This is a genomic window from Planctobacterium sp. AWH2_060 (assembly GCF_056158425.1).
In genome coordinates this window covers 4,328,896-4,342,223 of the sequence record NZ_JBSWTG010000001.1, presented here as the reverse complement: position 1 = coordinate 4,342,223, position 13,328 = coordinate 4,328,896, and the positions used below count along the sequence as shown (strand labels likewise).

The 13,328-nt window shown below is 46.9% G+C and carries 12 protein-coding genes; 7 read left to right on the top strand and 5 right to left on the bottom strand.

Annotated features, from left to right (window positions below; all coding sequences use genetic code 11):
• Window positions 1-226: 226 nt before the first annotated feature.
• The 3 genes from ACXAD8_RS18630 (at window position 227) to ACXAD8_RS18620 (ending at window position 3,552) form a co-directional block, all read left to right on the top strand.
• The gene (locus ACXAD8_RS18630) at window positions 227-1,849 is read left to right on the top strand and encodes an AbgT family transporter (RefSeq protein ID WP_475231477.1); all 1,623 of its coding nucleotides are present in this window, start codon (window positions 227-229) and stop codon (window positions 1,847-1,849) included.
• Window positions 1,850-1,953: 104 nt separating this feature from the next.
• The gene (gene hemH, locus ACXAD8_RS18625; protein WP_475231476.1) at window positions 1,954-3,039 is read left to right on the top strand and encodes a ferrochelatase; all 1,086 of its coding nucleotides are present in this window, start codon (window positions 1,954-1,956) and stop codon (window positions 3,037-3,039) included.
• 39 nt (window positions 3,040-3,078) lie between these two features.
• A complete protein-coding gene (locus tag ACXAD8_RS18620; RefSeq protein ID WP_475231475.1) occupies window positions 3,079-3,552 on the top strand; it encodes a DUF2721 domain-containing protein in 474 nt (157 codons plus the stop codon).
• Window positions 3,553-3,610: 58 nt separating this feature from the next.
• Here the strand turns inward: ACXAD8_RS18620 and ACXAD8_RS18615 are convergent, their stop codons facing one another.
• Window positions 3,611-4,198, bottom strand: a complete 588-nt coding sequence (locus ACXAD8_RS18615) for a hypothetical protein (protein ID WP_475231474.1) — start codon at window positions 4,196-4,198, stop codon at window positions 3,611-3,613.
• Window positions 4,191-4,670 carry an RNA polymerase sigma factor gene (locus ACXAD8_RS18610; RefSeq protein WP_475231473.1) on the bottom strand — a complete coding sequence of 160 codons (480 nt, stop codon included), beginning with the start codon at window positions 4,668-4,670 and terminating at the stop codon, window positions 4,191-4,193. The genes ACXAD8_RS18615 and ACXAD8_RS18610 overlap by 8 nt, the downstream gene beginning before the upstream one ends.
• 165 nt (window positions 4,671-4,835) lie before the next feature.
• Between ACXAD8_RS18610 and ACXAD8_RS18605 the strand changes: the two genes are divergently transcribed.
• A complete protein-coding gene (locus ACXAD8_RS18605) occupies window positions 4,836-5,105 on the top strand; it encodes a hypothetical protein (RefSeq protein ID WP_475231472.1) in 270 nt (89 codons plus the stop codon).
• Window positions 5,106-5,477: 372 nt separating this feature from the next.
• Complete coding sequence (locus ACXAD8_RS18600; RefSeq protein ID WP_475231471.1) at window positions 5,478-6,575, top strand: methyl-accepting chemotaxis protein; 1,098 nt, start codon at window positions 5,478-5,480, stop codon at window positions 6,573-6,575.
• Between the two features lie 38 nt (window positions 6,576-6,613).
• Here ACXAD8_RS18600 and ACXAD8_RS18595 read toward each other — a convergent pair whose 3' ends face one another.
• The 3 genes from ACXAD8_RS18595 to proB form a co-directional block, all read right to left on the bottom strand.
• Window positions 6,614-7,540 carry a DMT family transporter gene (locus tag ACXAD8_RS18595; protein WP_475231470.1) on the bottom strand — a complete coding sequence of 309 codons (927 nt, stop codon included), beginning with the start codon at window positions 7,538-7,540 and terminating at the stop codon, window positions 6,614-6,616.
• A gap of 64 nt (window positions 7,541-7,604) precedes the next feature.
• Window positions 7,605-8,855 carry a glutamate-5-semialdehyde dehydrogenase gene (locus tag ACXAD8_RS18590; protein ID WP_475231469.1) on the bottom strand — a complete coding sequence of 417 codons (1,251 nt, stop codon included), beginning with the start codon at window positions 8,853-8,855 and terminating at the stop codon, window positions 7,605-7,607.
• A gap of 12 nt (window positions 8,856-8,867) precedes the next feature.
• Window positions 8,868-9,974, bottom strand: coding sequence for a glutamate 5-kinase (gene proB, locus ACXAD8_RS18585; RefSeq protein WP_475231468.1), 1,107 nt, complete (start codon window positions 9,972-9,974; stop codon window positions 8,868-8,870).
• Window positions 9,975-10,263: 289 nt separating this feature from the next.
• Between proB and ACXAD8_RS18580 the strand changes: the two genes are divergently transcribed.
• Window positions 10,264-12,684 (top strand): M1 family metallopeptidase, encoded by a 2,421-nt coding sequence (locus tag ACXAD8_RS18580; protein ID WP_475233019.1) that lies wholly within the window; start codon window positions 10,264-10,266, stop codon window positions 12,682-12,684.
• 16 nt (window positions 12,685-12,700) lie between these two features.
• On the top strand, window positions 12,701-13,201 hold the full coding sequence (locus ACXAD8_RS18575; RefSeq protein WP_475231467.1) for a DUF6702 family protein: 501 nt from the start codon (window positions 12,701-12,703) through the stop codon (window positions 13,199-13,201).
• Window positions 13,202-13,328: the final 127 nt, after the last annotated feature.

The window sequence follows — 13,328 nt, the reverse complement described above, 5'->3', positions numbered from 1 at the left end:
CTTGCCGGAAACCCGAAGACTATAGAGGCCTGGTATACAACAACAGCTTAACTATCTGAATCAGCCCGATAGCGTTAAAACTGGTCAGCTAAACGCCTTTGGGTCGTTCAAAATCGCCCTGGAAACTGGACGTGGTGGCGAAAAATGCTTAACCTCGTGCCTTAAAAAATATAAGAGTAACTTCGCCGGATTGTAAATTCCCGGCAATAAGCTACGAGGATAAAATTTGAGTTCATCTAACGACACCACTCAACCGGAAAATAACAAAACGTTATCTGAATCCGGTAATGAGAAGCAATCTGGCGCATTTGCCAGGTTTTTAGCCACCGTAGAGTGGCTCGGGAATTTGCTTCCCCACCCTGTAACCTTGTTCGCCATGTTTGCCTTATTCATTGTGCTGTTGAGCGGCGTATTAGGCTATTTCGACGTAAGCGTTCTGGACCCACGTCCGGAAGGTGCAAAAGGCCGTGAAGCCGATGGCGTCATCGAAGTAATTTCCCTAATGACCGCGGAAGGATTACAGCGCATTGTCACCGGTCTGGTTACCAATTTCACCGGGTTCGCACCTCTGGGAACGGTATTGGTAGCCTTACTGGGGGTATCTGTGGCTGAGCACAGTGGTTTACTGCAAACCGCTATGCGTTCTATGGTTGTTAACGCCTCACCCAGGATGGTGACTGTGGTGATCGTGTTTGCCGGTATTATCTCCAACACAGCCTCGGAGTTGGGCTATGTGGTGTTGATCCCGCTGGCTGCCATGATATTCCACTCATTGGGCAGGCACCCGCTGGCCGGACTAGCCGCCGCCTTCGCCGGTGTTTCCGGTGGTTATAGTGCTAACCTTTTGTTGGGCACAGTTGACCCATTGCTTTCCGGTATCACTGAAGCTGCCGCCCACATGATTGACCCGGGATATACTGTCGGACCCGAAGTGAACTGGTATTTCATGTTTATCAGTACTTTTGCTGTGGCCTTTATGGGTGCCTTTGTTACCGAAAAAATTGTCGAGCCTCGTTTGGGCAAATACGATCCAAGCGAAGCGGCTGTCGAACTGGAAAAACCCAAAATTGAACAGCCTACAGCTCAGGAAAAGAAAGCCCTGAAAATGGCAGGTCTGGCGTTTGTGGCAGTCTGTGTGGTTTTGGCGCTAACCATAGTGCCCGAAAATGGCGTGTTGCGTCACCCTGAAACTGGCGAAGTTGCGGGTTCTCCCTTCCTGAAAGGTATCGTTGCCTTTATCTTTATTTCGTTCGCCGTTCCGGGTTTCGTTTATGGACGCGTCGCTGGCACCATGAAAAATGACCGCGACATTATCAATGCCATGGCCAAAAGCATGAGTTCGCTGGGCTTATACATAACTCTGGTATTTTTTGCTGCGCAGTTTGTGGCCTTCTTTAAATGGACCAACCTGGGCACAGTATTGGCAGTTAAAGGAGCGGCATTCCTGCAAGCGGTTGGGCTGGACGGACCGTCGGTATTTATCCTGTTTATTTTGATGTGCGGTATGGTCAACCTGTCTTTGGGCAGTGCTTCAGCACAATGGGCAGTTACTGCACCGATATTTGTCCCCATGCTGATGCTGATTGGCTACTCGCCGGAAGTAATTCAGGCGGCGTACCGTATTGGTGATTCTTCCACCAACATCATTACTCCAATGATGAGCTACTTTGGCTTAATTTTGGCAGTTGCCGCTAAATACAAGAAAGACCTGGGGATGGGCACGCTGATAGCCACCATGTTGCCATATTCTATGGTGTACATCGTAGGCTGGACTATCCTGTTTTATGTTTGGGTATTCCTGTTAGGCATGCCAGTAGGTCCTGGGGCGGCAACCTATTACAACCCCTAATTGAGCAAAAGACGAAGGTATACCCTTCGTCTTTTTTTCAGCAGCTGAAAACCATTAGCTTATCGCCTGCGTAATCTCTGTAACTGAAATGAAATGTAATCGGTATGAAGTATAAAAACAGCTCACACTTTAACCATGGCCAGGCGGATAAAATCGGGGTATTGATTACTAATCTGGGCACCCCCGAAGCTCCCACCAAAAAAGCCTTAAAGCCCTATCTGAAAGAGTTTTTATCTGATCCAAGGGTAGTGGAAGTGCCTCGCCTGATTTGGTGGTGCATTCTTAACCTGGTGATCCTGAACTTTCGTCCAGCTCGCAGTGCCAAAGCCTATGAAACAGTCTGGAGCGAACAGGGTTCGCCATTGATGTTACACACAAAAAACCAGGCCTCTGCACTGCAACAGCAGTTAACGTCTAGGTTTGGTGATGATGTGGTGGTGGATTTTGCTATGCGCTACGGCAAACCTGCGATAGCAGATGTGCTAGATAAGCTGTTTCAACAAGGCGTGCGCAAGTTACTGGTTTTGCCCCTTTATCCACAGTATTGCGCATCAACCACAGGCAGTACTTTTGATGCCATTGCTCAGGACTTTATGCAGCGTCGCTGGCTGCCGGACTTTAAATTTATCAGCCATTATCACGACAATCACGACTATATCGCCGCTGTTGCAGAAAAGATTAAATCCCATCGGGAGCAGCACGGCAGCGCCGATAAGCTGATTTTTTCCTATCACGGTATTCCCAAGCGCTATCTGCTCAATGGCGACCCCTATCATTGTGAATGTTTTAAAACCTCACGACTTATTGCTGAATATTTAGGATTACAGCAGGACCAATACCTCACCACCTTTCAATCGCGATTCGGCAGAGAAGAATGGCTGAAACCCTATACAGATCACACACTACAGGATCTGGCAAAGCAAGGCGTAAAATCAGTACAGATAGTGTGTCCTGGGTTTTCCGCCGACTGTCTGGAAACCATAGAAGAAATCGGTGTTGAGAACCGGGACTACTTCATGGAAGCCGGGGGCGAACGCTACGAATATATCGAATGCCTGAATAGTGATGAAAGTCACATAAATTTGTTAACCTCCCTGGTTTCCGAAGAAATTAAACAATGGCATGATCACACTGATAATGATCTTGAAAACAGACAAAAACGCGCCATTCAGCTGGGAGCTAATTCTTAGGCCTATACTAGAGCGCATTTTTATCAGTGAGGTAGTTGCATGTCAGGTGAGGTTCTCGAAATAATTCATATAGGTCAGGTGATCCAGGCCGCAGTGGCACCGGTTTTCCTGATCACCGGTATCGCGGCGCTGTTGGGGGTCGCCTCCAATCGCCTAATGCGTATCATGGATCGTTCCAGAGAGCTGGAAAACAGTATCCCGGATGTACAGGACATACAGAGTAAGAAGGTGCAAACCGAAGAACTGCGCTATCTGTGGAAACGCATCTCGCTGATCAACAAAGCATACAGCCTGTATACCTTAACCGCTCTGTTGCTCTGTGTCGTTATCACAGTACTGTTTATCAGTCACATCTATACCATTCAGTTGTCAGTGCTGATTTCTTCGATTTTTGTCGGTGCACTCATGGTTTTAATCATGGCCCTAATGTTTTCTTTAAGAGAGATTTTCCTGACTACGCGCTCACTGCAAATCAGACTCAAACTGCGCAATCTGAAAATTCCTAAGAATTAACAGGCCCCGGGTGTCTTGCCTGTAACTGCAACGCAACGCCATTAAGTGAGTAAGGAGCTCAGTCTGGTGACTGGCTCCCCTCCTGTACGGATTTGTATTGCTTTAAAAAAGCCGAGTTTTTTCTGATTTCGCGTTTGGCCCACAATGCAAGAATCCCAGACATGAATAGGATAAAACCAGTGCCTTTTAAGATTTTAATGAGGTACTCATTAGGGTCTGGTTGATAATAGAGATAAAAGGCGATAGACCAGATGACGAAAAATATCGCTATGCTCACCATCAGCCAGTTAGTCAGTCTGGCAATTCGAATATTATTCAGTTTTTGTTGAATAAGCCTGGACATGTATTCGTTGGTAGGAATATTTGAACCCAAACTGCCCACCCGCAGTTTGAGTAAAAACGGCGTCATCACCACCAGCAAAACAATAAAACTTAACGACCAAATCTGGCGTAATAAATTTTCTTCTGTGGCTAAAATATAGCCACAAACAGCAACCCCTATGAGCAATCCGAAAATATCAGACAACACCCACAGCCATTGCTTGCAGCGGTTCTTTTTCCACAGTAATTGCAGTTCTTCCGGATCCACTGTTTGCACCGGCTGGCTTTGCCATAGCTGTGACAAGGGATCATTTTGCTTATTCATATTGCAACACCTCAGCTAAGTGTTTTCGGATACGATTGATAGACACACCGACATGAGACACCGTCATACCGCATATTTCTGCGATTTCGCTATATTGCATCCCTTCCAGATGCAGGGTAATCAGTTGTCTTTGTTTAAGTGGTAATTTGCGCACTTCAGTTAACAAGCTGTCCAACATCACTTGTTGTTCGGCTTGCAATGGTGCCGTCGATTGCAAACAGTAATCTTCGGAAATCTCATCGGTTCTGGGACGTTTACTCTCTGACACCACGTGTTGTACACAGCGATTATGAGCAATCTTTAAAACATACGTTTTTAACTGGCTGTCGCCTCTGAATTGTTTGAGCGATTGCCAGACATGTAATGCAATTTCCTGGGTCAATTCCTGGCGCAACGCTAAGTTGCTTTCATAACTGCCCGCGAGACGGCTAAACAGCGCACCATAATCCTTCAGGATTTGTTCAATATTCAATTGCAACTTATCACTCGTAACACAGGTTATTTATCCACTGAATCCATTAGTATCCAGGTTTCCAATTTTATTACAAACATCCGAAAAAAATTTTTTTGAATATTTTTGTAATAACTTCGAACACAAGGACACTGCATAACTGAACCTTAACATCAGGAGTCAGTCATGGAATTACTAATATTTGTTTTACTGTTTGTTGGTATTAGCACCATTTGTGGTCTGGGCTATTGGCTGGACAACAAGTTTAATATGCAGGTTATGAGCTGGATGAATATGGAAGTCAGCTCCCCCTTTAAATCCGAATTTACAGCTCAGTCAGGCCGAGAAAAATCCAGGAGCAGAGAATATCAGGATTTACGTGAGCGCATCGAAGTGCTGGAAAAAATCGTAACAGATCCCCGTTGGGAGCTGGAGCAAAAAATCAAGAATCTGTGAACACAACTGTCGGGGCGATGGTGAAAGGAACTTATACCCAAATCACCTCAGGATACTGTTTCAGAGCTATCACAGCGCTTTCAGTACAAGGCGCATGTGAGAAGGAATGTCGGCACCTTTCAAACAGATGCAACACAGTAATGGAAGTGCTGTGTAGCTCCCGAAGGGCGTGGCTAAAAAACGTTTATACTGCATTAAAATGACTTGACGTGAGAGCAACCATGCCTACGTCATTTTTACTTGTCTTAACGTTTTTTATCTCACGCTGAAAGCTAGCATCTTGAGGTGATTTGGGTATATCATCGACAGACTTTCACAATTAGTGCAAAGTTGAACTATCTTTAAAGACTTTGAATTCACACGAGACTTTACATGCTGGTACTGAAATCTACCTATGAGCAACTGGCTCAGGAAAAAGAGCTGCTTCATAGAGAATTGCAATCCACATTGGATGAAAACGAACGGTTGCGTCAGGAGCTGGAAGAGCTCAAATCCGATTTAGCTTCCGGTGCCATACAAACTCAGGAAAACCACAATGAGGCTATATTGCGCTCAGCCATTGAGTGTATTGCCCAGGTGGAAGGCATTCGGGAAACGGTACTGGCATCGTTCGAAAAAATTGAATCCGAAAGTCAGGCAGTAGAAGAAATCAATGAATTGTTTAATGTTTCCAGTGGCGCGTTAAAAAATATCGTATCCGGCATGTCGGGTCTTACTGACAAGATGTCGAACATGACCACCAATATCACCGGGTTGTCGGAAATGGCCGACAATATTAACTCCTTTGTAACCACCATATCGTCAATTTCAGACCAAACCAATTTATTAGCACTAAATGCCGCTATTGAAGCCGCCAGAGCTGGTGATGCCGGTCGGGGTTTTAGTGTTGTCGCAGATGAAGTTCGCTCGCTTGCCAACAACACCAGCGAGTCGGCCAACGAAGTGGCTGAACTGGTGAGGCAAATCATCAGTTCCACCAGCGAAACCGTTACCACAGTGGATGATATTCAAAGTAACAATCAGACATTGTCGGATGGCGTAGAGAAACTGAATGAGTTCTACGGCTCAATAGTGGAACAAACCAACCAGATGAAAAGCGCCATTCAGGATTCTGCTATTCGCTCATTTATTCAGACGGTTAAACTGGATCACATTGTCTGGAAAGGCGACATCTATGCCATGGCATTTGGCACCAGCGATAAATCCGCGTCAGAAGTGGCAGACCAGGCCTCTTGTCGTTTAGGTCGCTGGATGAGTGGTACTGGACGTGACAAGTACGGTAAGCTGCAAGCGTTTCAACGCCTTGAGCGACCCCATCGCGATCTGCATGACAACGGCGTAAAAGCACTGGAATATATTAAAAAGGATGACAAACAAGGCGCTTCTGCACACCTAAATAAGATGGAAGAAGCCAGCCGAGAGATCATGTTGTGTCTGGACAATATCGCACGTCAGATTTGCAAGGGCTAAGCGATGTCCGGGAGAGCAACTTTCTCCCGGGCCAACACTTATTTTCTGACCAACGATAATTTTACAAAGTGCCATGAACGGGCAAGCCCATTCAAGGTAATTTTATCCATGGCAATGGCATTGCCCAGCATAATAGCCAGCACACCGACTAACCCCAACAGGTTCCAGCGGTAGTCTTCGAACAAGGTGGAGACCATTAGCGCGACAACAGGGTACACCAGGATCACGTTAGAGGATTTATCCGCGCCAAGATGCTTAACAAGTTTCATATAAGCGCCAAACGCCAATACCGAGCCAAATAGTGCCAGATACAATAGTGCAGCCCAGTACTCAAATGAAGTGGGTAATACAAAAGGGGCATCGCTGAAAAAGCCATAGCCGAAGGTAAACAACAAGCTGTAACTCATGGCACCAAAATTAAACTGCACCACGGGCACTGCCTCTGACAAGGCGTTTTCAGAAATCACATTGCCCACTGCAGCAAAGAAAAAGGAAATCACAGCCAATATCAAACCGGTATGCAATGCCGTACCGGTATTGACGCCACTGAGTTGCGGAGCAAACAACAAATACAAGCCAATCACACTAATGGCGGCGCCGAGCAATACTTCCGGGCGTATGGCCTTACCCAACATAAAACGGCGTAAAAACACAGTAAAATAGACAACACTGGCACTCAAAACCGCCAATAACGCACTGACAATATATTGTTGTGCGAGATACAAAAACACATAGTCAAGAGTGTATAAACTGAGCCCCACAGCGAGCATTTTTAAGTGAACACGCCAACCAAAGCGCATCGACAACCGATGCCACAAGCACCAGAGCCCCAGCACTAACGCGGCCAGAAAAAAGCGTATCCCCACTGAATATATCAGCGCCATTTCAGAGTGCTGGAAGGTAATAGCGTACCAGGTGGTGCCCCAAATCAGGGCACACAAACAAAACAATAATCCATTAGACATTTGCAGTTTCCTTGCAAAACAGAACTGTAATATTTGAATTTACAGTGTCACAAGCAAAAAACGGTCAGGAGCGAATTTCCCCATCTCCCATAACCACAAACTTTTCTGTGGTCAGGGATTCAGCCCCCATAGGCCCGTAAGCGTGAAGTTTACTGGTGGATATGCCAATTTCCGCGCCAAGCCCTAATTCTCCTCCGTCTGAAAAACGAGAAGAAGCATTTACCATCACTACCGATGAATTAATTTCCCGGGTAAAGCGCTTTGCAGTACTGATATCCTGAGTCACGATAACTTCGGTATGGCCGGAGCCATAATTGGCGATATGCTCCACCGCCCCGTCAAAATCATCGACAATCTTCACCGCTATTTCCAGCGCAAGGTATTCGGCGTGCCAGTCATCCTCTGTAGCGGCAGTTGCCTCAGCAAAATATTCAAGCGAGGTTGGACAGGCGTGCACTGTGACAGCGTGCTGTTTAAACAAAGTCGCTACCTGAGGCATAAACTCACTGGCAATGTCCTTGTGTACCAACAGGGTTTCCAGCGCATTACAAACACCAGTGCGCTGGGTCTTACCATTTTCCAGAATGTTAAGGGCTTTGTGCAAATCCGCGGCAACATCCACATAAAGATGGCATACCCCTTTAAAATGCTGAATCACCGGAATGCGGCTATTGTCGGTAACAAAGCGTATCAGGCCTTCGCCACCACGGGGGATCACTAAATCAATATCATCACTCAAAGTAAGTAGTTCACTCATGATGGCTCTGTCCGGGTCCGGGATCACCGTAACCGCCGCTTCATCAATCCCCTGCTCAGCAAAGGCCTGATGAATACAAGCAGCCAATGCCAAATTAGAATTCAGCGCCTCTTTACCACCACGTAAAATCACCGCATTTCCGGCCTTGAAGCACAAAGCAGCGGCATCAATTGTGACATTGGGCCGAGATTCATACACCATGGCAATGACACCCAGTGGGATACGCATTTTGCTTACTTCAATGCCAGACGGTAACTTCTGTGAGCCACTGGTGCTGCCAACCGGGTCGGGCTGGTCGGCAATATCTTTCACCGCATTGGCGATGTTTTGCAGACGCGATGAATCAAGTGCTAGTCGATCCAACATAGCCGCACTCAGGCCATTGGCTTCACCTTGCTCCAGGTCCAGCTTGTTGGCCTTTAATATTGCCTCTTCACTAGCAATAATTTGCGCAGCGATAGCATGTAACGCTGCCGCTTTTTGCTTATCTGTTAATTTAGCCGTGCTTCTTGCCGCCAGTTTCGCTGCTTTAGCAGCCTCAGATACTGAAAATGTCATGTTTCACCTGAATTAGTTGTTTCGTAAAAGAATTAAATCATCGCGATGGATCGCCGCTTCATTCAGTGTATAGCCTAAAATCGATTCTATTTGCTGGCTCTTTTGCCCGGCTATCAGCCTTAAATCATCGGCACTGTATAACACCAACCCTTTTGCGATGGGCTTTGTGTTATGTGTTACCTGCACCGCTTCTCCAGAGCTAAACTTGCCCATCACAGAGATGATGCCTGACGGTAACAGGGATGCCCCTTTATGCAACAGTGCATTCGCCGCACCGGCATCCACTTCAATATCACCTTTTGTCGATAAGGTGTGGCGCAGCCACTGTGCCCGCGCCCCTTCAGGGGATGCGGTTGCCCGGAATAAAGTGCCAGGGCATTGCCCTTTAAGTAGTGCGTCGAATACCTCTGTTTTACGTCCGTTGACAATCAAGGTCTGAATACCGCTTTGGGCACACTTCTCAGCTGCTTGCAATTTAGTCACCATGCCTCCGGTGCCCACCTTAGTTCCGGCCCCTCCAGCCAGCGCGTGGATCTCCGGAGTAATAGCCAGCACTTCCGGGATCAGTTTGGCTTGGGGGTTCTTACGCGGATCCGCATCAAAAAGACCATCAATATCGGAACAAACTATCAGGGTATCGGCCTGAGCAACCAATGCCGTATAGGCGGCCAGATTGTCATTATCACCCACTTTAATTTCATTGACGGCGACGCTGTCATTCTCGTTCACTATAGGCAAAGCCTGGTGTTTTAATAGCTCCCGCAGGGTATTTTTGATATTCACATAACGGGTGCGATCCCGAAGGTCATCGTAAGTCAGCAGAATCTGGGCACAGGGGAAATCGAAAAAGCGCACCCAGTTCGCCATCATCTGCGACTGCCCAATGGCTGCCATCGCTTGTTTTTCAGCGATGGTGGGTTGATGGGTCACCGGCACCTGGCTGCGCCCTGCAGCAACACTACCGGACGATACTAACACCACCTCTTTGCCCTGAAGTCGGCTTTCAGTGATAAATTTGGCGATAGCCAATAAATACTGCGCACTGCAACGCTGTCCATCGGGCGCGATTAATGCGCTACCTATTTTAATTACGGCCCTCTGCCACTGAAACTCCGCCATACCGCTCTCTTTGAACCCGGAAAATTAAAGAAATATTCGAATCCGCGAGATTGGCAAAAAACCCGCAGTTGTACAAGGCTATTTGGTTATTAACGATGCTAATTTTAAAAAAGCAGAGAATTGTAACTGGCAAGTTTCTCTGGCGGTATTACTGCCCCTTATCAATGCAGGTACGATGACAAATGCGAATCACTTATGTTATAACCTATCATGTATAATTAAACTAACGACAAGAACCCGCCAGGAACATCTAATGAACAGACGCACTCTGCTCGTCATCGCTTCGTCGATGATGTTAAGTTTCAGTGCTGCCCACGCAGCCATCAAACAAACAAAAGGTGATTTTGAAGATAAGTTCAGACAGTTGGACGAATCTTTACCTACTCCAAACGTATACCGCAATGCAGCGGGTGAACCAGGCCATCAATATTGGCAACAAAAGGTAGATTATAAGATCAGCGCTTCTCTGGACGAAGACAAGCGCCGCGTTACTGCAACCGAGGAGATTGTCTACACCAACAATTCACCTGACACCTTGAAGTACCTGTGGGTTTATCTGGATCAGAACCGTTTTAAAGACGACTCCATGGCCCGTATGACACAAACCTTTGGTGGTAAAGGCAGTCGCGGTCCAGTGACTAATTCCGCGACGGGCTCTTCACCCGCCAAAATGACTCTGGACTTCCTGCGTCAGCAACAAGCATTTGCCGACACGCCTCTGGGTTTTGACATCAGCAATGTCAAAGATGGCAAGGGCAACCCACTGAATTACACCATAGTGGGTACACTAATGCGGGTCGATTTGGCACAGCCTCTTAAGCCAGGTCAAAGCACCGAATTTTCACTGGATTTTGCCTTCAATGTACTGGAAGAGAACGCCGTTTCAGCCCGCTCTGGTTACGAGCATTTCCCGGATGATGAGCGCGAAGGTGGTAACGACATATTCCTGTTTGCCCAATGGTTTCCGCGTTTAGCCGCTTACACTGACTATGAAGCCTGGACCAACAAAGAATTCCTGGGCCGAGGTGAATTCACCCTGGAATTTGGTGATTACGAAGTCGAAATGACCGTTCCTGCCGATCATATTGTCTCTTCCACCGGTGTACTACAGAACCCGAAAGAAGTCCTGACCAAAGAGCAAAGAGAGCGCCTGAAAGAAGCCGAAACGGCGAAGCGTCCGGTATTCGTGGTTACCGCTGAAGAAGCGCTGGAAAATGAAAAAGAAGGCACTGATGACAGCAAAACCTGGCATTTCAAAGCTGAAAACGTAAGAGATTTTGCCTGGGCCACATCGCGTAAATTTATGTGGGATGCCAAAGGTTACGAGCAAGGTGGCGAAGAACAGCCACTGGTAATGGCCATGTCATTTTATCCTAAAGAAGGCGGAGACTTGTGGAAGAAATACTCCACCGAATCTGTGGTTCACACCATGGAAGTCTACTCACGCTTTTCCTTTGATTATCCTTACCCAACTGCGCAATCAGTAAATGGCCCTGTGGGTGGTATGGAATACCCCATGATCACCTTCAATGGTCCACGTACTACTTTGCAGGATGATGGTTCTCGTACCTATACCCTGGCTGAAAAGCGCTTTTTGATTGGCGTGGTTATTCACGAAATTGGTCACATTTACTTTCCAATGGTAGTGAACAGCGACGAGCGCCAGTGGACCTGGATGGATGAAGGTATAAACAGCTTTCTGGACGGTGTTGCCGGTCAGGAATGGGATCCAGATATTCCATGGGGTGTTGAACCCAGAGATATTACCGGTTACATGAAGAGCACAGCTCAGGTGCCAATCATGACGCAATCAGACAGCATCCTGCAGTTTGGCCCTAACGCATACACCAAGCCAGCGGCAGCCTACAAGATTCTGCGTGAAACCATTTTGGGCCGTGAATTGTTTGACTTTGCCTTGCGTGAATACGCACAGCGCTGGAAGTTTAAACGTCCAACCCCATCTGACTTTTTCCGCACTTTAGAAGAAGCCAGCGGTGTTGATTTGGACTGGTTCTGGCGCGGCTGGTTTTACAGCACCGACCACGTAGATATTTCCATCGATAAAGTGTCGAAACTGCGTATCGACACCGAAGATCCGGATATCGATTTTGATCGTGACCGTCAGGAAGAATTAGACAAGCCAATGCCGGTGACGGTTGAGCGCAACATGCAGGAAGGCAAAACCTGGGTTGAGCGCAACCCTGATATTCGCGACTTCTATGACGAAAATGACCGCTGGACAGTAACCAACAAAGAGCGCAATGCCTACAAGAAATTCCTGGATGGCCTGGAAGATTGGGAACGCACTGCCTTTGAGCGCGCAGTTAGCGAAGATCAGAACTACTATGTCATGGAATTCAGTAACATCGGCGGTCTGGTCATGCCAATCATTATTGAAGCCACCTTTACTGATGGCAGCAAGGAGCGTCATTACTACCCTGCGGAAATCTGGCGTCGTAGTCCTAAGAAAGTTGAGAAGTTGCTGGTAACACCAAAAGACAAAGTATTAGTGAGTGTTGAAGTGGATCCGCGTTGGGAAACTGCCGATGTGGATGTCACCAATAACCATTACCCGCGCAAGATCATCGAATCACGTATCGAAGCTTATAAAGCCAAGGCACGTACCGGTAATGCTCGTCGCGATATCATGCAGGATATCAAAACTGAGCTGAAAACTGACGATGACGAAGACAACAAAGACGAGCAATAAGGAGTTGCACTAAGCAATGCGAATTCTTATCGTCTTATTATTGCTAGGCGCCTATACGGCGCCATCTTTTGCGCATCAAATAAAATCGGCAATCACTACCGTGCTGTTTAACGAAAACAGTAACAATCTGGAAGTGATGCATCGTTTTTACTTACACGATGCTGAACACGCCGTCAGTGTTATGGGTGACGGTAGCGCAGATATTCTGAGCAACCCCAAAACCCAACAAACCTTTGCCGACTATGTGGTAGCGCGCTTTCAACTGGTGCTGGATGAAAAAACCGTTACTCTGAACCAGGTTGGCCACGAGGTTGACGGTAAGTTTCTGTGGATATACCAGGATTACCCGTTACCGGATTCAGTAAATAAGATCTCCGTCAAACACAGTGCCCTGCAGGATATCTGGTCTGAACAAATCAATACGGTTAACATCGAAGGCAACATCAACGGTAATAAAAGCCTGAAAACCCTGACCTTTAGGGATTCTGGTAAACTGCTGGAAGTAGAGTTTCCTTAAATAACTACGGCCTTCTTTGACAGCCAGACAATTCACATTTCATGACAGGCAGTAAATAAGCCCACTGCCTGTCAAAAACATCAACACAATCTTTCCGCCACACCTTTTGGGCATAGATGATATAGTT

Coding starts and splice junctions, on each gene's coding strand:
- proB (WP_475231468.1), bottom strand. CDS start 9,974: ATGGCGGAGTTTCAGTGGCAGAGGGCCGTAATTAAAATAGGTAGCGCA.
- ACXAD8_RS18615 (WP_475231474.1), bottom strand. CDS start 4,198: ATGAATAAGCAAAATGATCCCTTGTCACAGCTATGGCAAAGCCAGCCG.
- ACXAD8_RS18600 (WP_475231471.1), top strand. CDS start 5,478: ATGCTGGTACTGAAATCTACCTATGAGCAACTGGCTCAGGAAAAAGAG.
- hemH (WP_475231476.1), top strand. CDS start 1,954: ATGAAGTATAAAAACAGCTCACACTTTAACCATGGCCAGGCGGATAAA.
- ACXAD8_RS18605 (WP_475231472.1), top strand. CDS start 4,836: ATGGAATTACTAATATTTGTTTTACTGTTTGTTGGTATTAGCACCATT.
- ACXAD8_RS18590 (WP_475231469.1), bottom strand. CDS start 8,855: ATGACATTTTCAGTATCTGAGGCTGCTAAAGCAGCGAAACTGGCGGCA.
- ACXAD8_RS18575 (WP_475231467.1), top strand. CDS start 12,701: ATGCGAATTCTTATCGTCTTATTATTGCTAGGCGCCTATACGGCGCCA.
- ACXAD8_RS18580 (WP_475233019.1), top strand. CDS start 10,264: ATGATGTTAAGTTTCAGTGCTGCCCACGCAGCCATCAAACAAACAAAA.
- ACXAD8_RS18620 (WP_475231475.1), top strand. CDS start 3,079: ATGTCAGGTGAGGTTCTCGAAATAATTCATATAGGTCAGGTGATCCAG.
- ACXAD8_RS18595 (WP_475231470.1), bottom strand. CDS start 7,540: ATGTCTAATGGATTATTGTTTTGTTTGTGTGCCCTGATTTGGGGCACC.